The sequence below is a fragment of the Kriegella aquimaris genome, assembly GCF_900103215.1.
Classification (GTDB): domain Bacteria; phylum Bacteroidota; class Bacteroidia; order Flavobacteriales; family Flavobacteriaceae; genus Kriegella; species Kriegella aquimaris.
The window spans coordinates 543,994-566,682 of sequence record NZ_FNGV01000001.1 but is presented as its reverse complement, the minus strand read 5'-3'; the positions used below and the strand labels follow the sequence as shown (position 1 = coordinate 566,682).

Genomic DNA, 22,689 nt, shown 5'->3' with positions numbered 1-22,689 from the left:
ATGGATTATAGCATCAGAACAGCACTTTTTCTCTAACTATGCTTTTTGTGGCTGCTTTTGCCGAGCGCCAATATTATGGGTTCTTATTAAAATTTCTATTAATTCCGCTTAAAATTAGCCATGGTCATTTGTTTATCCATATTACACTTTTACAAAGATTCTCTTTTTGTACAAAAAATATAATAGCAGCCAGACCAAGGCTAGTACACCCAGGGCAACTACCACTTCGTGCCATTTCTCCGGCAGGGGCGCATAAATACCGGCCAACAATTGTTCCGAGGTATAAGAAAATCGAATAAATCGGTAAGCAAAATAAATTACGAGAGAGTTCAGACCGATAACTTTAAAAAAGAAAGTCCATTTTTTATAGCCCTTTACATCGATGATCCAATAGAATATGGCCAATATCAAAAAACCGAGTCCGCTTGTAAGTACGATGAAAGAGCTTGACCAAAGACGTTTGTTTATAGGGAAGTGCAGGTTCCATAACAATCCGATAGCGACGCATAAAACACCTATGCCGATCAGGGTGATTGTTTTTTTATTTTGCGTAGATTCATTCCTAAGGATTTCCCCTGCAATACTTCCAAAGATAGAAATACAGATTGCGGGAAAAGTGGTCAATATGCCGAGTTCATCGTAAGTCACCTGATGCAGACGACCGGGCAAAAAAGTACGATCAAACCACCCTACCAAATTTCCTTCAAACGATAGATCGCCTGCACCATAACCAGGTACTGGCACCAGGAACAGGGCCGCATAATAGATTAAGAGGATACCGGCGATCCAGTAGACCCGTTTTAGAAGGGAAAAATTAAGGTAGAGCAAACAAGTGATAAAACTAGCGATCCCGATACGACCCAAAACACTCCCCATTCGTATCTTTGAAGGTTCAAAATAGGGAAAGGGGCTATTCTTGTACAAAAGCCCCAAAAGAATAAGTATCACCATTCTAATAAACACCTTTCTGTACAATTTCTTTTTTGGTACACCGACCGAAATTCCCTTGCTGAGTGAAAACGATAGCGATACTCCGGTAATGAATAAAAAAAGCGGAAAAATAAAATCGTAGAAAACAAAGCCGTTCCAAGGCACATGCTCCAATTGGTCGGCAATTGCATCGACCCATGACATTCCGGTCTTGCCATGTAGCAAGGTTATAAAGGTTCCGCCCCCGGCGATAAAAAGCATATCGAATCCTCTTAATGTGTCTAGGGAAAGAAGGCGTTCTTTTGGTTTTTCTGACATGGCATGGCTGCTATTTAATGAACTTTGTTCTATTATGGTATGGTACAATCTCAACGAACTGTTTTGTGTGCGTATCTATGGTTTGTTCTTTGTTTAAGCACCTAATTTAACAAATACGGGCCGAATAGAAAATCCGCGAGTCTCAAAGCTTCTGATTATTTTGAACTTATCTATCTTAAGAGGAAAAAAGTAACAATTCGCTATCAATTAATGTTCCACTTGAGAAATACATAAAGCGTATGCTAGGTTACCTGTAACGTATTTGTCTTTCTGATAAATATCATATTATTAACTAAATCAGTTGCCTAGTTTTGAATCTACAATTAATATAAATAGATATGAGCAAGGTTGAGATAAATCAAGGAGAGATTAAAGTAAGTTTTAATGAGCCAAGTTCTGGAGAATTGTCTTTTGCAGAATTGGGTTTAAAAAATGAGGAACTGAATTTTGAAAGCGGATTACTTCGTTTAGTTTTTGATTTTGACCAAATAGCGGAAGATAATTATTATCAAGTGCCAAAAATCGTAATTGCTTATGAAGAGAATATGTCTGAAACTCACTGGATCTGTGAGTTTAATGGAAAAACAATTTTAGATAAAATGGATCATCATGGACATTCTACTACTTTATTGTTAAATAGAAAAGTTTTGAAAGATTTAGAACAACATCATGAGAATACATTAATTGTTCATGCTGAATTTCCGCAACCGGCAAACCTTAATTTTGAAGAGTCTTATATCCATTTTTTCAAATAGGATTTAAAAGGGAGCCTTTAATCTAGCCTATACTGAATTTGGATTGCTTTATGTAAATAGGGGAGAAAGTTCAAAACCATTAGTCTCCCGTGATAAGAAATTTCACAGCACGAATTTTTGAAACCACAGTATGCTTATTAAATGCTCCCTAACTGCAATTACAAAGGGTGGTCAAGGGCAGCTTAAATCTAGCGTTTGATTCTATATTATGAATTGGTTATAATTCTTTTACAGCTTTCCCAACCATTCTATTAATACTTCGTGTTGGTCTTTCTGAAACCTACAAACATCATCAGGTGAAATAAATTGGAATCCGGTACCCCCTGTATTTTTTATTTTTTCAATACATTCTTTCAAGTCGTCAATATCAGAAAACCGATCTCTCGTCGGTGAATAGATAAGACAGTTTCGGGGAGCTATTAATTTGATGACATCATCATAATCATAAGGAATTTCTTGCTCCCTATTGTGATATAAGCCCAATTTAGGCAACACGTGATGCCATTGCCAGTACTTACGAATACCTCCGGTAGGTTTGGCATCTGTATCTGTGCGCATAGGGGTAAAGCCACTGAAAGATGCTACACCTGTTATCCGATTGTCAAGTGCCGCGGCATATAATCCCACCATGGCCCCATAAGAGAATCCGAATACATATATTTTCGAAGCATCTGTTTTTGGAACAGGAGCGGCTGAAATGCCTTTTCCAGCTACTAAATAATCAAGAACTTTACTGACATCGGATACGGCTCTCCCCAACAAGGACCAATGAGGATGTTTTTTATAAAAGTCAAATGCATGGGTAAGGTGATCCCCAAAGCCGAACTGGTCGTACATGACTACCTTGTATCCTTCAAGTGCCAATCGGTAATAAACGGTAGTGCCTTCCACGCCATAACTTTCATTACTACCATGGGAATAATTCCAAGGATGAAGCCAAATGACTGTTCCTTTATATTTTTTCAAGCCATCCACATAAATAATATTGCCTTGCATCTTATCACCGAATGCAAATGGCACCCTTTTTAAATTTTCATTTCCTGGCATCCATCGGTCTCTAAACTCGGCATGTAAAGGCAAATCTTCATCTTTGATTATATGATATTCCTTTACATCGGGTATAGCCTCGGGCTGTTCGCCCAACATCCAATTTATTTTCTCTTTCAGACTGGTATTTTTAGATAATTCCATGTCTTCTTTTCTTTGTTTTGATTGCCATTCCCCCCAATCGAAATCATGATGCAAAACCTCAGGGAAATCTTCCCTCTTTGCCGTGCCCCTACCAAAAGACATATCAAAGAAATCAAACATATGATCGGTATGGGCTTCCGTGATAGGATTATGGTTTCCTGCTCTATAACTCAATTGAATATTATGCTCTACGCCTAAAAACTGATACGCTTTTTTGGCATTGAGATAACTTCTCTCGACACCAAAGGTTGGATCACTACCATCATTCAAGGCGGTATGCAGCATTAAATGTCGCGGTGCGATAGCGGCCAGAAGCGAATTTCCCTCTATTGGCAATTCATTTTCACGCCCGTAATAATCACTCAGCTCATCAAGCACCCAATCTTTGGGGCAGTCACTATCTGAAACTGATTCCATAAATGTTTGTCTCGAGGCAAACCTATAAGAGGTGGCAGTCGGTGTACCAGAACTTCTTGCAATAACCGATTTAAACCGCTCGTCAAAAGCAGCTGCATAGATAGATTGTTTTCCATATCGGGAATGACCTGCTATGCCTACCGCAGCCGTATCAATAGCGTAGCCATTCTTTTTATCAAGGAAATAATCCAGTGTTCTACTGGCCAGCCATGCCTGTATGCCCAAGGAAGATGCCCAACCTGCATCTGGATATTCGTCTTTAAAAATTTTCCAGATATTTTGATAGTTTGAAAAGTCGTCTTCGCTATGATGGGTATCCAATCCGGGGTAAAGGCAGGTCACATATCCTCTTTTGACCGCTTCTTCCGCCCATTGTATTTGGTAATATCTAGGCTGCGTCAAAAATAAAGGCGTTGCAGTCTTATTGATGGTATTTGGCTCCCATACAGCTATTTCAAAAGATTTCTTATTCGGTGTGTCAAATGTCAGGACAATTCTTTTTCTGGTCGACCCATCTTCGTGCTTTACCGTTTTAATGACCTCTGCTGACAATAACTTTGGTACCTCTTTTGGAAAATGGCCAATATAATAATCACACCAGAGATTCCGTATTTCTTCTTTTCGTTTTAGAAAGTCATTCACTGATTTGACTTTCTTTCCATTTAAAAAAGTCATGGCATCGGGCAAATCTGCTTTTTGATAGTTTTGGGTATAAATTTCTGAGACAGAAAAAACCAGTAAAACGAAAAATAGGAATCCAATATACTTATTATCACTAATTGAAAGCCTATTCATATTTTTTCGTATTTCATCACATGCTTATTTAATTTCTGTATTGCCACTGTTGGCTTATGGTTTGTGGCTTTAATTTGTCTGATGCCTCGAAGCTTCGGGGAGCAGATTCTAAAGATAACTTTTACGCCTGATTTCTGTTTAGGAAATGCCTATCAAAGAACTCTAGCCATGATTAATTGCTGGTTTTTGAAGCAAGTCTTTAAACGCTCGAATAAATTTTTTCAATTGACTTCTCGTATTTTCATCAGTGATTCCGACTTCTTTGTCAACTTTTCCTTTTACTCCTTGAATTAGAAGCGTTGTTTCATCCGTAAAATTTGTTTGAATAGTTTCCATTATCAGCTTCAATTCTTCATGTGCTTTAACTCCACTTGCGGAAGCTGTTATAAGTCCAACTGGTTTGTCGGAGAAAACGGTCGTCGATACGCACCACTCGATCATATTTTTCAACCCACTCGGAATACTGAATACGTATTCAGGCGTACAAACTATAATTCCGTCTGCATTGGCAATTGTATTCCGAAAATCAACTATTATTTCAGGTACATTTTTATCGGTCAGTTCCGTTTTGAAATGAGGTAATTCACTTAAATTGTCAACTATTTTTAAATTGAAATCGGAAGTTCCCAGTTCAGCTATGAATTTGAGAATAGCTAGATTAGTTGAATCACGACTGGCACTTCCACAAATTCCAATTATACTTTTTTTTTCAATCATACAATTTATATTTTTTTATGTGCAGCCAATGGTATGCTTTGAAAAGTTATATAGTTGAAAAAGAGTTTTTTTTGGGATAAAGACAACGTAAATTTTTAATTTCTGCGGACTTTTCAAAAAGCTAAAAAAATTATTGAATACCTTTATTTTTTGCCTGTATTCGACACTTGTGCATATGTATTCTTGCATTAATAAATTTAATAAAAAGTTTATAAAGGCACGATTTGGCAATTTTGGTTTCCATTTAAATTTTACGATGCTTTTATTTGTAGTGATTGATTACCCATAATTTAAATGTAGATAACCTTACTTTCATCTACCCCACAAGTTTAAAAGATTAATTTTGCCGACAAATTTTAAATACCATGAAACCAAAAAGTATTTTACTGCTCTTTTCACCCCTCTTTTGTCTCCTGTTCTGCGGATATGGTGCCTTTTCTCAAACAACCAATACTCCGGAGCTTTATTTAGAGCCTATCTTTAAAGTTAATTATGGAGATGCTACTGCAGATAAACCCCAATCAAAATCATGGACAAACGTTTATGGACAATGGTTGGTAGTGGGTGATGAAGACGGTCCTAAACTTTTGAAAAAGGATGCCTCTGGATGGACAAGTCAATCTGCAGTTAATCAGGCATGGCATAGCTTACCGAGTAAGGCAGATGTTTGGAGCAAAGGCGATGATGCGTATATTGTATTGGTAGGAGAATGTGCTTTGAATGTGGTTCAAATAACGTATTCACACCATAATAAACAATATGAACATCAGTGGAAGAGCTATCTTCCCATTCCTCAGGACTGTAACTCCATTGAAACTGCCACGATTACCCAAGATTCTAAAAATCAATACTGGGTCTGTGCAGATATGAATGAAAAAATTATGGTTTGGCATTCCTCCAATGGGAGCGATTGGTCAGACCCATTTACACTGGCAGATGACATCAATAAAGACGACATCTCTTTAATAGTTGGGCTAAAAAATCAAGTTTCCGTTATCTGGTCGAACCAAAACACGCAATCTATCAATGAGCGAATTCACTATGATGGTGATGCTCCTAATCAATGGTCAGAGCTTGTAGTCGTTCAAGAGGGCGACAATAACGCAGACGATCACTTAAATGCTACGGTGTTTGAAAATGGGGAGATAGCCATGGTTACCAAGAATAGTGTAGATAAAATCAATCAACCTCAGTTTGTGCTGCGCGTAAGAGACAAGAAAGGCAAATGGACCAACATTCCGTACGAGATTCTCGTTGCCGGAAAAAGTCCTAGCCGTCCTATTATTAATCATGTTGAATCGGGGAAAATAGTTGAAGTGCATACCGTAAGAAATCGAGAAATTAATCGATATTATATTTCTGTCAACGAGATAGTAAGGAAGAAAAATGGTTGGGAGTTTAGAGAGCTCATCCAATTAAAGACCAAGATAAACGGAAAAAACGGAGATGCTTCTTCGAGTAAGGCCAGTTTTTTACCCGATGAAGCTAAACTAATATTTTTCTCTGATAATTTGGGCAATGTTTATGCTTTTGATCTTGATACGTTATTATAGATCAATCGCCGTATTATATGGATAAGGAAGGTGCTTTTTTATAACAAGATATCGAATAGATTGGTGAAATTAACGAAGCCAATTCCTCTTTTATCATTACGATGGAATAAGTTTTTTACGGAGGAAAAATGTTGAACCAAGACGGAAGGGTTTGCAACTTAGGTGGCAGACGACCTTTAAAAAGTCGAATTTCTGTACATCTAAAATAGATCATGATTCAGATAAGCAAAAAAAAGTCATCAATTATAGCTGTATCTTAGTCGAACCATATAAGACTCTAAAAAAAGTATCGATCTGAATACTATTCCTATCATATCATTCGAAAGCGAAAAAAACGAAAAGGAGTTCGAATTTCTTAATCTGCAGGAATTATTCGCTAAAATAAAGGCAGGCTTAGACCATAATCCCAATAAACCGCATAGGTTAAGCTTTTTTGCATTGTTGATTGTAACAGAAGGCATTGGAAGTCACTACATTGACCTAAAAGAGTATTCGTTAAGAAAAGGTACTGCATTAAAAATAGCGAAAGGTCAGGTACATGCCTTTGAAGAAAATGCAAATTATGACGGATTCCTTATCGTGTTTACGGAAGAATTTGTTCTGAATTATTTTTCGAAATCATCTATTGAGTTTATTTCCCATCTTTACAATTACCATATTTCTACAGCTGCCGTTCATGAAATCAATTTTAATGAACCGTTTATTGAACAGCTAATGATTGAACTTGCATCGGAAGACACCTATGCGCAAAAGAATATTGTTGCCGCAATGCTTGAATTATATTTACTTAGGTTAGAACGTCTTTCACAGACCACTGAACCGCCAAAACAAAGTAAATATTATCCACTATTTTTAGAATTTAAAAATTTGGTGCAAGAAAAGTATACCGCCACCCGAAATGTAAAAGACTATGCGGAGATGCTATCGATTTCTACAAAACATTTAAATCGAATAGTCAAAGAATTCACATTAAATACTGCCAAACATTTTATTGATGATTTTGTGATCCTTGAGACAAAAAGAGCCATTGCAAGTTCGAATTACAGCTTAAAGGAAATCGGATACGCAGTGGGTTTCGATGAAGTAACAAATTTTACCAAATTCTTCAAAAAGCAGACTGGCGCCACCCCAAAACAGTTTAAAGCTGATTTATAGTGGCTTTGGTTCCATATTTACCATTATTTTCCGAAGATTGACCTACCAGAATATTCAATATTGTTCCAAATTTGTACCGAACTTTAAAAATAAAGAAAATGAAAACAAAATTGGTTGCATTTATTTGTCTTACACTCATCAGTGTTGAACTTAGCTTGGCACAAAGCAAAACAGCGGAAGAAAATAATTTCCAGTTCGGTCAACCTGAACATTTTTTAGATGGTTATTCATTGAATTTCCAGTATCAAAATGGTACAGCCATACATTTTGAGTTTTACAATGGCATGGCCAAATATGAATGGGTTGCCGGACCGGCCAAAGGGAATGGAAACAAGGATATTCCATATCGTTCCCAGAAAATCGGTAATGAGCAATATTTAATCAATTGGCACGAAACGGATAAAAAGGATTATTTGACCGTGGTTTTAGATTTTGAAAAAATGCTTGTACACAGTTCTATTATAATCGGTTATGAAAACAAGCCTGAAAGAAAGCTGAAAACGGTATTTAGTAGTGGAATTATCGATCATTTAAAAAGAGCGGAATAATTTCCAAATTAATTTCACCCATCAGTATTAGATGAATACTATAAATGCTGTGCGTGGTGATTTATTAGGTATGCATAATTAATCTGATGAAGATCTTACAATCTTTATCAGATTTTTTTTGTTTGAATACGTATGAGTATTCATATTCCAAGTTGCAGCACATGAACTTTTATCTGCTGGTATTATGTTCTTTGTTTAAAAAGATATATTTCACCACAAAATTTAGAAATCGGCAAACGTCTTCAATTTCTTATTAAATACACGAACACTTCCCCACTCAAGTTTAATGACAACTACGGCTATTGGTTCCATTTTTACCATTTTTAGGATCGTTTTGATAAAATTCATAAGGACGAATCACTTCATCTTTGCAGTATTAAATAAATAAACCTTAAAAATGAAAACTATGAATTATTTTAAATCAAATTTTTGGCTTCTAGCAATCTTCGCGACGGCCTTATTTGTTTCATGTAGCAATGATGACGACGATGAATCAATGCCCCTAGTGGTACAATTTGAAGAGGCACCATCCAATACATTGATTACTACTGGTGTGGTGAATGTAATTACGGAAAATACGGTAAGATACCACACTATCGATTTTGATTCGGCGCCGTACACCGTAACGATTGTTGAAACCGAAGCCAATATTGTATTGGTCGATTTAGGGCCGGCACCGGTATTTGCCGATGAGTTGGAAACCTATGTAAATGCTATTAATAAGCCAGGAGCCGTAATCATAACCCACAATCACGGCGATCATTATGGAGGTGCTGTAAATTTCACGGATCTGGATTTTTATGCCGAAAGCACAGTTGCAGACCAGTTAAACAATACAGCTGACTTTACTAGTATGTATCCCAATAATGTCATTGGTGTTAGTGGTTCTCAAGAAATTGGAGGGCTGACATTTACTTTTGATAAAGTGTCTAACGCCGAAACTGGAGAAAATGGCTATTTCTATAATGAAGAACATAAAATAGTGTTTTCCGGAGACCTCGTTTATAACCTTTCCCACCCTTACTTAAGGGAATATACACCTAATGAAGGTGAAGACGAAATAGCTAATTGGATAGCTGGATTAAATGTGTTGAAAACTAATTTTTCAGATTATAATCACCTATTTGTAGGTCATAATGGTTCACGTGCTGATGTGGCAACTGTAATTGATGAAAACATAGATTACCTACAGAATGCACAAGGCATTATCAAAGGAACTCAAACCATGACCGGAGGAGGTACCGCAACCACCCATCAAGAAGTAATAGATGAACTTCAGTTGTTATACCCTGCATACAAGGATGGCGGACTTTTCTTATCACTGCCAGATGCGTTTTTTCCGGGTGATTCTGGAGCAGATTGGTTCTAAAACTCCAAATTGATGATTAGCAATAAGGAATATCGGTTCATATCGGTATTTCTTTCTTTAATAAGATGAAATATGATATCTCAACAGCAAGAAAAGATAGTAAGTATACTAAGTGAATTGTATAATGAAGCTAAGCACGACCAAATCAACATAATGAAAGGCCTTGCAAAAAGCATGTTCAGACCGATGAGACCAATGGATTTTAAAGATGCATTCCTTTCTATTTCCAAAGAGCAGGGTGAAGGTTTGAGCCAACTTATAATCGATAATAATGTCAAGAATATTGTTGAATTTGGGTCCTCATTCGGCATATCTACCTTATTCTTAGCAAAAGGTGCAATGGAAACAGGGGGGCATATTATCACTACTGAATTGATTGAATCGAAAGCGCAAAGAGCTATTGAAAATTTTAAAAAAGCAGGAGTAACCAAAGTTATTGAAGTTAAAATTGGGGATGCCTTAGAGACATTGAAAAATCATGATGAGCCTATAGATTTGTTGGTGTTGGATGGTTGGAAAGATTTGTATTTGCCTTTGTTCGAAATGTTGGAGTCTAATTTTCATGCCAATACATTTGTTTATGTTGATAATGCAGAAATGGACGATGTTAGGGCATTTTTAAATGTGATTAATCAAAATCAGAAGTATCATTTACAACCTCAATTTGGAGGTAAAGTTGTGCTGATCGAAATTAAAAAGTGAGTGAACAGTTGTACACATGCTAAGGCATATGAGCGTTTGCACCTAGACGGCATTAGCGAATCTCAAAAAAGTGGTCTCAGATTAACCATTTTAGGTTAAATATTTACCTTTCATAAGCATTGGAATGGTGGTAGTTTTGTAAGAGACAAAGTCACATTAGTCAACCATAACCTTTTTAAGAGGTTATGTCAATAAAGCGATAACAATAATCTAATAGCAATGAGAAAATATAAAAATCAAAAAGAGCTTAAAAAAGCTAGTGAAGCTAAAAGATACCAATTAACTAGAGGCAGTATTCTACTGTTCGCTATTATCTTGTTACAGGCATGTCAAAATCTCCCTGAAGAAAACACAAATGGAGAACAAGAGCATCCGAATATTACCAAATTAAAAGCCCAAAGCGCTGAATTTATTCCTGAGATTATCAAACTAAATGAAAAGGTTTATGTGGCAGTGGGATATGACGGTTCAAATGCTTCAATGGTTATTGGGGAACAAGGAGTGGTGATTATAGATGCCCTTCGTGCCTTAGGGGCAGCGGAAAAGGTGGCGGAAGAATTCCGCAAGATAAGTAGTAAACCGGTAAAGGCTCTTATTTACACCCATGGCCATTTAGATCATACAGGTGGTACCTCTGCATTTGTTGGCGATAACAAAAACGTTAAGATCATTGCGCGCGAGGGATTTAAAGATGAGCTTGAGGAACGATCACCGGTAGAGCCCATTCTTAAGCGGAGAAACGCACGACAATTTGGACGGGATTTACCAGCTAAAGATATCATTAATAGAGGTGTGGCCCCTGGTATTACTTCAACCGACAGGGCGGGAAAAGGCTATATTGAACCGAATACTCTATTTAAAGAAGCTATGTCTGTTACGCTCGCGGGTCTAGATTTCGAACTGCATGCCGCCGATGGGGAAACAAATGACGAGCTCTTTGTGTGGATTCCTGGTTTGAAAACATTATTTACGGGAGATAATTATTACAAATCTTTTCCAAACCTTTATGCCATTCGCGGTTCACAATATAGGGATGTCAAAGCATGGGGTGAATCCATACAAAAAATGAGTACTTATCATGTAGAGTACCTCGTACCGGGTCATACCCGTCCACTTACGGGAAAATCAATTGTTCATCGTAATCTAAAAAACTATGCAACGGCGATTTTAAGTGTCTACCAGCAAACAATAGACGCCATGAATGAGGGATATACACTTCAACAAACGGTAGACAAGGTTAGGTTGTCAGACTCACTATTAAGTCAACCGAACTTACAGGAGTTTTATGGTTCTGTGCCGTGGGGGGTACGTTCGATATTTCTCCATTATGTAGGTTGGTTCGATGGAAACCCTACAAATCTTTACCCCCTTTCTTCATCACAATTGGCGACACATATGATCGAACTCGCAGGAGGGGAGGAGACGATGTTTAAGCAACTGAATAAGGCGTTTACCGAAGGTGAGTATCAATGGGGATTGCAATTGGCCGACTATTTACTTCAAACAGACTATAAAAAATCAACAGTCACTGAGGTTAAGATAAAGTTATTAAGAGCCTTGGCCGCACAACAAATAAATGCCCCCGCAAGAAATTACTATCTCTCTTATTCTTATGAATTGGAGAAAAATATAGAACTATGAGTCAAGTAACAAATTGCCCAACCTGTGGCAGCAAGTCAAGAATAAAAGAAAAAGGGGGTAACACAATTTACGAAGCCGTTCAGAATGAAGAGGCTTTTAACAAAATTGGTCAGATGAAAAAAGCTATAGAAAAGTATAAAGTAAGAGCCGAAAAACTTGAAAAAGAATTGAAGCAATTAAATCTTAGCTAAAATGGCGTTTTTAAAAAGAAATTATGGCTGGGTGTTGGTGGCTATTCTGGCAATATTTCCATTATTTATTTTGGGAAACATGGTTCAGGTTGATTTTTCCAATGGTTTTTCCATGACGTTAATCGAAGGCACAGGTGGCGAAGGCAAAACGCCTTTAGAAATGGTATATCATATCTCAGGAGAATTTGCCATTCGATGGATGACTGCTGTACTAACCTGTACACCTTTTTTTATCCTTTTTGGTGTCAATAATCTATTTGTTCGGCAAGCTATGGGAATTGCTACAGCTGTCTGGAGTTTCCTTCACTTTATTCTATTTATATGGGCAGAGGGATTTGTAGAAACATTTACCCAAGTAAATTATATAGCGGGATTTATTGCTATTTTAATCTTGATTCCCCTATTTTTCACTTCAAATAGAAAAGCAATGAAATTGCTAAAAGCAAAGTGGAAAAAGTTGCAAAGTCTGGCTTATATAGCCATCTTCCTAAGTCTATTGCATGTGGCTATTTTAGATAAAACATGGGTTGTATACGCTGTAATAGTAGGCTTGGGCTTTATCATTAGGATACCATTTATAAAGACAAAGTTCATTGCAATTAGAAAGAATAGAAAAATTAGTACGACACATGCCTAAATAAGAATGACAATATTCAAGATTATATTAACAACGTTTTTCGTATTCGTAGAGGGCAAATTATTTAGGACAAAACCTTAACATCACTTTATCGAATTTGGTTTAGTAGAAATTCCTGTGCCAATTGATAAGTGCACTGGAATTTTTTGGAGGCATTGTTTTAATGGTTACGGTACTTTAAACATATCTTAATACACAATAATATAGTCATTTTAGTAAATTTTTTAATATTATGAAAATAGCGGTAACATCGGCAAGTGGAAAATTAGGTGCTTCAATTACAAAACATCTCATTCAGGAAATTGGAAACGAGAATATAATTGGAATTGCACGAACACCTGAAAAAGCAAAACATCTCGGAGTAGAAATCAGACAAGGAGACTACAACAAGCGTCAAGATTTTGATAAGGCTTTGCAAGGTATTGATGCTGTTCTTTTGGTTTCGGGGATGGATGAACCCCAAAAAAGAATTCAACAGCATAGAAATGTTATTGATGCTGCAAAGCAAAATGGGGTACAAAAAATTGTATACACTAGTATAGTCGGCAACGAGGATCGTACGGCATTTAGCCCCGTAGTAAAGAGCAATCGCCAGACCGAAAAAGATATCCAAGAATCGGGCCTTCAATGGGTTATTGGTAGAAATGGAATATATATAGAGCCAGATCTTGAGTATATCGATAACTATGTAAAAGAGGGAGGGATTAAAAATTGTGCTGGAGACGGTAAATGTGCGTATACCAGCAGAGAGGAATTGGGGTATGCCTATGCGCAACTTCTCCTTGATGAAAACAACCAAAATAAAGTTTATAATCTTGTAGGTAACGCAATTACCCAAGTAGAATTGGCCCACCTTATCAATCAGGTGTATGGTACAAATCTGACCTATTATCCAATGTCCGTTGAAGCTTATGAGAATGAAAGAAAACAAGCCTTGGGCGATTTTTTGGGAACAATAATAGCTGGTATCTATGAAGGGATTAAGATAGGTGCGAACGATGTAAGTTCTGATTTTGAAAAGGCAACTGGTAGACCGCACAAAACACCACTAGACATGATACAGGAGATTAAAAATGCTAACATATAGTTGACTTTTTCCATTCAATAAGAAAAGTCGAGAACACTTGAAAGCCGATTTTATTTAATAGCATAATGATCATTAATATTTTGAGGAAATTGACAAAATGGGGTTTATTGATAATATATTAAAGAAAGTTGTACTTCAAGAAACAATTGTTGAAGAGAAAACAAGACTTTCTGAGGCTGTTTGGAAAATTCGTTTAAAAGGCGATAGTATATCTAAAGTAGACTTTATACCAGGTTACTTTCTACGCGTGGGAGCTGGGTTAAACGATGAAGACCTGTCCTTAAAAGAGAAAATAAGAAGTTACAGTGTTTGGAACATCAATAAACCTGAAGGTTATTTAGACCTTGCGGTAGCTACGCACAGTGGCGGTATTGGTGCCAAATGGGCAACGGACTGTAAACCTGGTGACAAAGTTTACCACAAGTGGAAGAAGGGTAATTTCTTAGTGGATGATTCGGCGGATAGTTACCTTATGATTGGTGATTTATCGGCACTATCTCATTTGTATATGATTAATCGCAACCTTGCTAAAGACCGGAAAGTGGAAAGTATCTTATATAGCCAGAACAAAGGTGAACTATTCCCGGAAATTGATGGCACAACACCATTTGATTTTTATGAAATGCCTTCAAATCCGTACCAGGATATTATTTCCAAGGTAAAAGAAATAGTACCCCAAATGAAAGGTAAGAAAATGGCGTACATCGGTGGAGATAGTAGAATTTGTGTAGCGGTAAGCAAATATCTTAGAAAAGAGCTCCATTGGGAGACCAAACAGTTAAAAATTAAACCATTTTGGAATCCGGACAAAAGAGGTCTTGAATAAAACGAATAGAAATGTAATTATAAATCATTGCGCATTTGGGGTCGCTATTTCTTTAGTTCTGATCACTGCAAAATAGGCTGGCTGTTTGGCAATCTATTATTTTATAATCCTTCGATACCGGAATTTTTGTATCGGCTAATGATTTGATACGCCTTATAACTTCAAAGATTCGGTAAAATTATATTGTGCTTTACAAGGCATGAACAAATGTTTTATTCAAACAATCCATAATTGACAAAAAGTGTAAACGATGTGCCTTTAACTTTGCAAAGGATATCCCTTTACCGTACAATGACAAACTATAGGGGACAGGTATTATTTAAAATACTTGATAATTTCATTGCTAATTAATTGATGACCCTTTTTATTTGGGTGATTGACTTGTGACATATAGTTTGAAATACTGTCACCTGAAACAACTTGGTTTTTGAACAGTTGATAACTATCAATTAATCCAATTCCCTTTTCTTCCGATAATCGTTTAATCTGTTCTGCATATTGCTGCAATTCATTATCAGGTTGAAGTATATTAATTCTTTGATCGGGGGAAGGTGTTAATAGTAATACCTTTATATTTTCCTTCAAGGCTTTATCGATCATAAGATTCCAAGCTTTAAAAGATTTATCAAGTCCTATTGCCCTATCATTCAAAGCGTAATCAATAAAAACGATATCTGGCTTATGAATTAATACATCCGATTTAAATCTTTTTTCACCGCTTATTGAGTTTTCTCCGCCGATAGAGGTATTTATGATATTAATTACAGCATACGGATAAATTGTTTTTAATTCTTTCAGTAATTGATAAGGGTATGATTCTAAAGTGTTTACAATTGGAGTTTTAAAGTATCCTGCGGGAACAGAATGTCCATGAAACACTAAATTTATAGTTCTATTGTTAGGCCATTCCTTTTTAAGTTCTGTCTTTATATCATTTAAATAATTGGAAGGATTTGCAATCTTATTCTTTTCATTTGTTTGACATGATAGGAATAGCGTAAGTAAAATAAAACAAATTTTTCTCATAGTTCATCGTCTGTTTATAAGTCGCTTTCACGGGTGTTCATTATATTCTTCCGGGCATAATTCTTAGTACCAACATAGATTGTGCTGAATAGTATTGTGTAAGTTAATGCAATTTGTCTTTTGGAGTGGTTTCCTTTGAAAAGTTCTGTGGGCACTTTGAGTTTAAACCTTTTGCGCTAACGTCTCGCATTGCCATAATTTATATTCTGTATATTTTAGATGTTTCAAGGGGGGGTAATCAAAACTTCCTTCTTGATTTAAGAGAAACATAGCGTAAATTGTATACGGTAAGCATCTAAATCAGAAACATTCTTTAGATAAACGAATTATGAAATTTGTTGGTAGTCAGTTAGCATATTATCTGAATGAAAGAGACTTTAGAAGAAACACCAAGGTACTGATCAGGTATTTGGTTCTTTTAGGGATTGTCATCTTAATTTATTCTATCCTTTTCCATATTATTATGGTAAAGGTCGAAGGCATTGATCATTCTTGGGTTACGGGTCTTTACTGGACGCTTACTGTGATGAGCACCCTTGGTTTTGGAGATATCACATTTGAATCTGATATCGGCCGTATTTTCAGCATTGTAGTTTTACTTTCTGGAATTGTAATGTTATTGATCGTATTGCCTTTTGCTTTTATAAGGCATTTTTATGTTCCTCTTTTAGAGTCCCAGAACAAGAACAAGGTTCCCCGACAAGTTCCTTTCAGGACAAAAGACCATATTTTATTATGTGCTTATGATGTCATAGCAAGAGACCTGACCGAACGCTTAAAACAAGAGAAGACCCCTTATTATATTATCGAAAACGATCTGGCAATAGCGCTAGAAAATCATGAAGACCATATACCTGTACTATTTGGTGAATTGGATGATAAGGAAACCTTTATTCTGGCCAATATTAAGGATGCTAAACTGGTTGTTGTCAATACAAATGACTTTTTAAACACCAAGATTATCCTCACCATAAGGGAAATAGCTCCTACCATACCTATTGTTGCTATTGCGACTGATGATGAATCGGTCGATGTACAAGAATTGAGTGGTGCTGATCATGTATTGCCTGTGAAAAGATGGCTTGGGGAGCAATTGGCCAACAGGGTAAATGCGCGACATGCAAAATCTCAACCAATAGGACAGTACGAAGATTTATTGATCGCAGAATTGCCGGTTCTCAATACGCCTTTGGTTTCAAAGACAATCAAAGAAGCCGGATTGAGACAAAAATTCGGAGTTAGTATTGTGGCAATTAACGAAAGGGGTAGATTGAAACCAGTGCGTAGTAACGAAAAATTAACGTTTGAAAGTGTTTTGGTCATAATAGGAAATAAGCATCAACTGCGAAGTATCGATGAGCTCTTCCAAGATTACAATATAAACCCCAATCCAGTGCTTTTAATAGGAGGGGGTAGGGTAGGGCTAGCGGCGGCGGAATCACTGCATAAAAATGGTATAATGGTGAATTTAATAGATAAAGATCCAGAGATATGCGAGAGAGCACGTCATTTTTGTAATAAAGTATTCCCTGGGCGGGCCTCAGATTACGAACTGCTAAAAAAGGCAGGAATATTGGAAGCTCCTTCAATCTTATTATCTACCAATGATGACACCATGAATATTTATCTTGCATCCTATTGTCGTCAATTAAATAAGGAATTGAGAATAGTGAGCCGGATATCGGAGGCTCGAAATATTGATATTATTCATAGGGCAGGAGCTAACTTTGTTTTGAGCTATTCCACATTGGGTTCTGAAGCGGTTCTCTCTATTTCTAAGGGTCAAGAACTAACGGTACTTGGTGAAGGTATTACGTTATTTAGTACACCTATACCACGGCAATTAGAGGGTAAATCACTGGCAGAATCGGGAATAGGCGCCAAAACAGGATTATCGGTCATCGCGATAAAGGAAAATTCTGAAGTTGTAACACTGTTATCGGCAAATACCATACTTCCCCAAGGTGCTGAAATAGTCATGCTTGGCAACATTGAAATGAGACATAAATTCAATGAAATATATGGTAATGTTATTTGATAAGATTTTTGTGGAAAGTTTTTCGGAAGGTTGGCTTTTGGTCTTTCGGTTGAATTATGCTAAAAAATTTGATGTTGATAACCTATTTTGCAACGGGTCAAAAGTAACGTAAGGGGTTTTATATTTTTCGATTGTTTATAGAGATTCAAAAAGAAGTAATCTAACAGACGATTTGGGCAAGTCCACAACCACGCTGAAATCTTTACTGCTCAATATTTGTTCGCGGTCCAAGTCTAAATTGTGATTATCGTCTAATAAATATTCGCTACACTTTAATTCATTTTTAAAAGTGGCATTCTTGATCCGTAGTTTATATCGAGAGGCATCATCTTCGAAATTGCTTAACAAAACCGCTGTTTTTCCTTCACTTAATTCAGTAGATGCAATAATGGAAACACCCGTTTCCTGTTTATTTCCTGAAGTAGAAACCCGTGTGCCCAATTGTACCATTTTAAGATAGGCTTCCAATGCATGAATTGCTTTTTTGGGTACTCCTGATCTATCAAAAAGGCCAAAACGAAATATAGTTCCAAAAGCGGAATAGTATTGTGCCATATCCAGTTCTGTATCTTGCATATAAGATAAAACTGCGACGGTAAAGGCTGACCCAGGGGCGGCCATTGTTTGGGCCAATCCATCTCGTGATTCGACTCTGGTTTTGCCAGACCAAGATGGTACATAATTCCATTCGGACAGACTGATTTCCGCATCTTTAAATCCATGTTTTCGTATGGTAGCGTTCGATATTTCTATTCTTTTCATGAAGTCGTCCGTACTTTTACTATAGATATGATAGGAAACAAAGTCTAAAGGAGAATTGGTGTTTTTGCAATGTTTAAGGAAAGCCTCGCCAAGCTCACTGTCCATGTTAAAGGCGATTGTAGGACCTCCAACTTTTAGGTTGGCATCGAGTTTTTTTAAGGTCTTGGCCGTTATTTCATATAATTGAAGATACTGTTCTTGAGTTCCTGACCAGCAATCTGCGATGTCCGGCTCATTCCAAACTTCCCAATATTGAATATCCCAATTAAAACCTTTGGCCCAGCCCATATTATAGTGCTGCACTATCCGGGAACAAATGCGCGCCCATTTTTCAAAATCGGCTGGAGGATGGATGTAAAATTTTGGCTCACCATGCTCAATACTTTCACCCAGCCTAAATATTACTTTTGCGCCAAGATCCAAGATCGACTTTATATAAATGTCTGTTTTTTGAAAATGATAGTTTGCCGGGTCATTTTCATTGGCATCAAAGTTTGGAAAGATGGTGTGAATATCAACTGTTTCTTCATCGGAATATCGAGTATCATGAAGGCGTATATGCGGAGGGCCGAAGGTTTTGAAATATTCGCTATTATCAAATGCATTTCCCAATCTAACTCTCGGACCGCCGTTAACCCCGTTCAAGGGTTTAAAACTTCCTATGGTTTTGGATAAATCTACCGTAAACTCAGGCAATATTACATTGTCATTGCTTTGAGCGAGTAATGTATTTCCAGCTATTAATCCTAAAAATAAAAAAATACCAAAGCATGCTGATTTAATACTATTGATTGTGTTCATGGGTTTTTCGATAACTTTTACGGTAGAAAAAAATCGAAGTTACAATTTTTTCGCACTTAGAATAATTATATAGATTCACAGAAGATTTTACATACTTATCATCAACCAAGCTACTTCGTTGAGCTGTACATGTATGGTATGAAGAACGGATTCATATTATTTCATGATAACACTTTGTCTGCGGGAGTAGTCACAAAGGAAAGAAGAGAGTGGCAACACAGCACCGAAGTTTTAATTTGTAATCAATTTTAAGATTAAAAGCCTCGCGAACTAGCCTTACCGCACGGATGGAAGATTCTTTTTTCTTGTATACAGCAAAAGTTGAATATTTCGCATTTATTTAAGTCCGCTGTTACAAGAGTTACCAACCCTGTGATAGGGGGGCAAGTTTTACCCGTAAGCAGAACCATTATTCAGATATTTTTATAGCTTTATTTAACTCTAATAATTTATTAATAAATGCTTCGTTAGTTTTCGGTGTTATATACAATTCGTTGTATTTGTCATATTTGATGATTAAACCTTTTCTTGCTGTCGCAGGTCTGAATCCCACCCAAAGCGTTTTTCCTTTTATCACCTCCGTTATTCTGTCCGCGTTTATTTTTCCATTAAAAGGACCGCTTCTATAAATCAATCCGTCTTTTTTTGATAATTCATAATTGGTTCCGAAATAGAGCCAGAGTAGAAGTGCAATAACACTAAATAAAAGGATTGGGGGCCAATAACCTTCCGTTTCGATTTTTCCGTTAACAATATGGGAAACCATAATTGCAGTTAGAAATACACTTATTCCAAGAATTACAGAACTAAAGAATATGTCTTTTCTACTTTCGAATTTCATTTTTTTTAACTATAGGGTTCGGACATGTAAAGTTGCTTGTATTAACATCAATTTTTTACAAATACACACCAAACTTGAATTTCAATAGGAATTTTCAAAATAGGGGTGAATAGGGAGATGCCTTTACATTTCTGCCTGTTGTACAAGTTAGCAAAAAAGTTTGTTGCCTGAGTTCTTTGATTTTGTGAGTGCATCCCGGGTATCTTGTTTCGTAACCATCTTTTCCAATATAGTTTAGTGTTAGTGTCGCCAAGCCACAATGTTGGGCACTTGGGTAAAGGGGAGTTGCAATGAGAAAAGCATGAAAATTGCGCTGATTACGAGTTATAACGAGTGGTTCAAACAAGCCTATGGAATATCACGATTTGATTACGACAGAAATGATGTGGGTAGATGGCCCTGAATGTTATTAGTTTTTGCTCAGTTCTTTATTGAGTATCGTTTTTATTTTTTTTTAGATTTCTATTCTCATTTCTACCAGATGTTTTTTAAATCCAAATTTTTCGTATGCTGAAACCGCTTTGCTATTATCTTCATAAACATCTAAACGTAATTCATTTAAATTCCTTGATTGTGCCCAAAGTTTCAATTTTTCAATAACTTTTCGACTAATTCCTTTGCCCCGATATTCGGGTTTGACATACATGAACCCTATATATCCATATTTATTAAATTTTAAATACGGTTTAGCATTATTTATCTTAACATACCCAGAAGCAATAATTTCATTATTACATAATGCAACGATTACTTCCGTATCATTTGATTCAATCATAGCCCTGATATCATAATAATTGATATGCTCAATTTTTAATGTAGGGTCATAGGGGCGTTCCGCCGATATAATTCCTTGTTCAAATTCATACAAAGTCGGCAAGTCATTTATTTCTGCAGGTCTAAAATTAATTCTATTCATTGTGAAGTCTATTTTTTGTTTTACAATAGCCTTTGATAGGTTCATAACCAAATAGTTGTTTAAAGTTAAACATTTATTCGCCCTGATTTCTCTCGTTATAAATTGTCCGGTTTAAGGGAAAGGGGGAGTTATTACTATTGTATTTTATGTCGAATCTTGATTCGTCTTCAAATCTGGGCATAAAATCCACGGGTGGCCTGTCGGGGAGCGTATTTCGGGCGGTTTGTGTTAAAGTCCCTCATCCAAATATTCAGTTAGTGCTTCTAAGTACAGTTTATTAAATGCACTTCCTGAAAAAGGATTTTGACTGGTTACTAAATTTCTGTCCTTAATTGCAAAGTTTGCTTTTGGCAGACCGCATTTATATTTGAGCCCCAGTCTTTTTAATTTTTTGGCTATTTTTCTATTTTCCGGTCTTCCTTTCATAATGAAGCGCTCAATGACAAATTCTTCGAATGGTGAAACTGAATTGACTTTAAAACCAAAATATGGGTTCTCTTCTTCTGGTATGGTCAAAATGAGACTGGGTGCGTGACAAATGAGTCCTGTAGGTTTGTTTTTTATTGCAAAATGCTTTAACAAAAATGGGATGCTTTTATTCTCCATTAAATCTATCATTAAACCTTGCCCTCCTGGAATAATTAAACCTGTGTAGTCAGCTTTATTTTCAATGGCTTTCTCTAGTGTCATTGGGTTATTAAACGAACGGTCTTTCTTTACAAATGCAACTGCTTCATTCTTGACCTTTAAACGGTCTTTCCAATATTTTTCATTAATACTTTCTTCATCAATGGTCGCGACAATTCCATTTGGTGTGGCAAAATCAACGACAAATCCATTTTCCGTGACAGCTTTATAGGCTAAATAGAACTCATTGAGAAAAACACCGGTTTGTCGTAGTTTCCGTCCGTTATTAAGTTCTAAGGTGTCCGCTGCACTCATTACAAACAGTATTTTCTTGTTTTGTGCAGAAAGGGTAATGCTAGATATCATTGCTATTGTAGTACAAAAAATTATTGTTTTCATTTCTTTTACTTAGTTGCAACAATTTCAATTTCTATTAAACAGTTTGGTGCAGTTGCAAGTAACGGTAACGGGACAATAGTGCTGGCTGGAAAATTTTTAACCCTCCATTCTTTGGATGCGACATCAATGAGAATCTGCTTTTTCTCTAGTGTGAAGTCTACTATGTAAACTGTTTGTTTCACCACATCATTTATTGATAACCCTACCGCTTCTAGAGCCGTTTTAACATTGGAAACAGTTTGACTTACTTGTTCTTCAAAATCTTCGGAAATCAATTTACCGCTAGTATCGGAAGCCCATTGGCCTGAAAAATAATAAAGCTTTCGTCCTTCGGGGATTTTGACGATATGTGAAAAGCCATTGTCTTTAGGATTGAATAACCCAGTAGGATTGATAAACGTATTTTCGTCTTGATTCATAACATTGTTTTTTATTATTTTTTAGTAG

The 22,689-nt window shown here is 36.4% G+C and carries 21 protein-coding genes; 12 read left to right on the top strand and 9 right to left on the bottom strand.

Going from position 1 to position 22,689, the window contains the following annotated elements; translation table 11 throughout:
* Positions 1-141: 141 nt before the first annotated feature.
* Positions 142-1,248 (bottom strand): acyltransferase family protein, encoded by a 1,107-nt coding sequence (locus BLS33_RS02435; protein WP_089884902.1) that lies wholly within the window; start codon positions 1,246-1,248, stop codon positions 142-144.
* A 338-nt stretch (positions 1,249-1,586) separates the two neighbouring features.
* Here BLS33_RS02435 and BLS33_RS02430 point away from each other — a divergent pair, with 338 nt between their 5' ends.
* Complete coding sequence (locus BLS33_RS02430) at positions 1,587-2,003, top strand: hypothetical protein (protein ID WP_089884900.1); 417 nt, start codon at positions 1,587-1,589, stop codon at positions 2,001-2,003.
* A gap of 228 nt (positions 2,004-2,231) precedes the next feature.
* Here the strand turns inward: BLS33_RS02430 and BLS33_RS02425 are convergent, their stop codons facing one another.
* Both BLS33_RS02425 and BLS33_RS02420 read right to left on the bottom strand, forming a co-directional pair.
* Positions 2,232-4,406 carry an alpha/beta hydrolase family protein gene (locus BLS33_RS02425; protein ID WP_089884898.1) on the bottom strand — a complete coding sequence of 725 codons (2,175 nt, stop codon included), beginning with the start codon at positions 4,404-4,406 and terminating at the stop codon, positions 2,232-2,234.
* Between the two features lie 162 nt (positions 4,407-4,568).
* On the bottom strand, positions 4,569-5,123 hold the full coding sequence (locus tag BLS33_RS02420) for an NADPH-dependent FMN reductase (protein ID WP_089884897.1): 555 nt from the start codon (positions 5,121-5,123) through the stop codon (positions 4,569-4,571).
* A 365-nt stretch (positions 5,124-5,488) separates the two neighbouring features.
* Here BLS33_RS02420 and BLS33_RS02415 point away from each other — a divergent pair, with 365 nt between their 5' ends.
* The 10 genes from BLS33_RS02415 to BLS33_RS02370 all read left to right on the top strand — a co-directional run bounded on the left by BLS33_RS02415 (position 5,489) and on the right by BLS33_RS02370 (position 14,832).
* Positions 5,489-6,676 carry a hypothetical protein gene (locus BLS33_RS02415; protein ID WP_089884895.1) on the top strand — a complete coding sequence of 396 codons (1,188 nt, stop codon included), beginning with the start codon at positions 5,489-5,491 and terminating at the stop codon, positions 6,674-6,676.
* 288 nt (positions 6,677-6,964) lie between these two features.
* Positions 6,965-7,831: a helix-turn-helix transcriptional regulator gene (locus BLS33_RS02410; protein ID WP_317039832.1), complete on the top strand. Its 867-nt coding sequence runs from the start codon at positions 6,965-6,967 to the stop codon at positions 7,829-7,831.
* A gap of 98 nt (positions 7,832-7,929) precedes the next feature.
* Entirely contained in the window at positions 7,930-8,379 is a 450-nt protein-coding gene (locus tag BLS33_RS02405; RefSeq protein WP_143017559.1) for a MoaF-related domain-containing protein, read from the top strand.
* 406 nt (positions 8,380-8,785) lie between these two features.
* Positions 8,786-9,748 carry an MBL fold metallo-hydrolase gene (locus tag BLS33_RS02400; protein ID WP_176801303.1) on the top strand — a complete coding sequence of 321 codons (963 nt, stop codon included), beginning with the start codon at positions 8,786-8,788 and terminating at the stop codon, positions 9,746-9,748.
* Positions 9,749-9,820: 72 nt separating this feature from the next.
* Complete coding sequence (locus tag BLS33_RS02395) at positions 9,821-10,450, top strand: O-methyltransferase (RefSeq protein ID WP_089884887.1); 630 nt, start codon at positions 9,821-9,823, stop codon at positions 10,448-10,450.
* A gap of 219 nt (positions 10,451-10,669) precedes the next feature.
* Positions 10,670-12,091: an alkyl/aryl-sulfatase gene (locus BLS33_RS02390; protein WP_089884885.1), complete on the top strand. Its 1,422-nt coding sequence runs from the start codon at positions 10,670-10,672 to the stop codon at positions 12,089-12,091.
* The gene (locus tag BLS33_RS02385) at positions 12,088-12,282 is read left to right on the top strand and encodes a hypothetical protein (RefSeq protein ID WP_089884883.1); all 195 of its coding nucleotides are present in this window, start codon (positions 12,088-12,090) and stop codon (positions 12,280-12,282) included. The genes BLS33_RS02390 and BLS33_RS02385 overlap by 4 nt, the downstream gene beginning before the upstream one ends.
* A gap of 1 nt (position 12,283) precedes the next feature.
* Positions 12,284-12,919 (top strand): ferric reductase-like transmembrane domain-containing protein, encoded by a 636-nt coding sequence (locus tag BLS33_RS02380; protein WP_089884881.1) that lies wholly within the window; start codon positions 12,284-12,286, stop codon positions 12,917-12,919.
* Between the two features lie 232 nt (positions 12,920-13,151).
* Positions 13,152-14,006: an SDR family oxidoreductase gene (locus BLS33_RS02375; protein WP_089884879.1), complete on the top strand. Its 855-nt coding sequence runs from the start codon at positions 13,152-13,154 to the stop codon at positions 14,004-14,006.
* 97 nt (positions 14,007-14,103) lie between these two features.
* Positions 14,104-14,832 carry a siderophore-interacting protein gene (locus BLS33_RS02370; protein ID WP_089884877.1) on the top strand — a complete coding sequence of 243 codons (729 nt, stop codon included), beginning with the start codon at positions 14,104-14,106 and terminating at the stop codon, positions 14,830-14,832.
* Positions 14,833-15,147: 315 nt separating this feature from the next.
* On the opposite strand, the gene BLS33_RS02365 is transcribed toward BLS33_RS02370, so the two are convergent.
* On the bottom strand, positions 15,148-15,858 hold the full coding sequence (locus BLS33_RS02365; RefSeq protein WP_089884875.1) for an SGNH/GDSL hydrolase family protein: 711 nt from the start codon (positions 15,856-15,858) through the stop codon (positions 15,148-15,150).
* 328 nt (positions 15,859-16,186) lie between these two features.
* On the opposite strand from BLS33_RS02365, the gene BLS33_RS02360 reads away from it, so the two are divergent.
* Positions 16,187-17,896, top strand: coding sequence for a potassium channel family protein (locus BLS33_RS02360; protein WP_089884873.1), 1,710 nt, complete (start codon positions 16,187-16,189; stop codon positions 17,894-17,896).
* Between the two features lie 135 nt (positions 17,897-18,031).
* On the opposite strand, the gene BLS33_RS02355 is transcribed toward BLS33_RS02360, so the two are convergent.
* From BLS33_RS02355 to BLS33_RS02335, 5 genes are all read right to left on the bottom strand, one after another.
* On the bottom strand, positions 18,032-19,459 hold the full coding sequence (locus tag BLS33_RS02355) for a GH39 family glycosyl hydrolase (RefSeq protein WP_089884871.1): 1,428 nt from the start codon (positions 19,457-19,459) through the stop codon (positions 18,032-18,034).
* Between the two features lie 409 nt (positions 19,460-19,868).
* Positions 19,869-20,300 carry a PH domain-containing protein gene (locus BLS33_RS02350; RefSeq protein WP_089884869.1) on the bottom strand — a complete coding sequence of 144 codons (432 nt, stop codon included), beginning with the start codon at positions 20,298-20,300 and terminating at the stop codon, positions 19,869-19,871.
* 454 nt (positions 20,301-20,754) lie between these two features.
* Complete coding sequence (locus BLS33_RS02345) at positions 20,755-21,261, bottom strand: GNAT family N-acetyltransferase (RefSeq protein WP_245731248.1); 507 nt, start codon at positions 21,259-21,261, stop codon at positions 20,755-20,757.
* 183 nt (positions 21,262-21,444) lie between these two features.
* Positions 21,445-22,242 carry a DJ-1/PfpI family protein gene (locus tag BLS33_RS02340; RefSeq protein WP_089884867.1) on the bottom strand — a complete coding sequence of 266 codons (798 nt, stop codon included), beginning with the start codon at positions 22,240-22,242 and terminating at the stop codon, positions 21,445-21,447.
* 5 nt (positions 22,243-22,247) lie between these two features.
* Positions 22,248-22,661, bottom strand: a complete 414-nt coding sequence (locus BLS33_RS02335) for a RidA family protein (RefSeq protein ID WP_089884865.1) — start codon at positions 22,659-22,661, stop codon at positions 22,248-22,250.
* Positions 22,662-22,689: the final 28 nt, after the last annotated feature.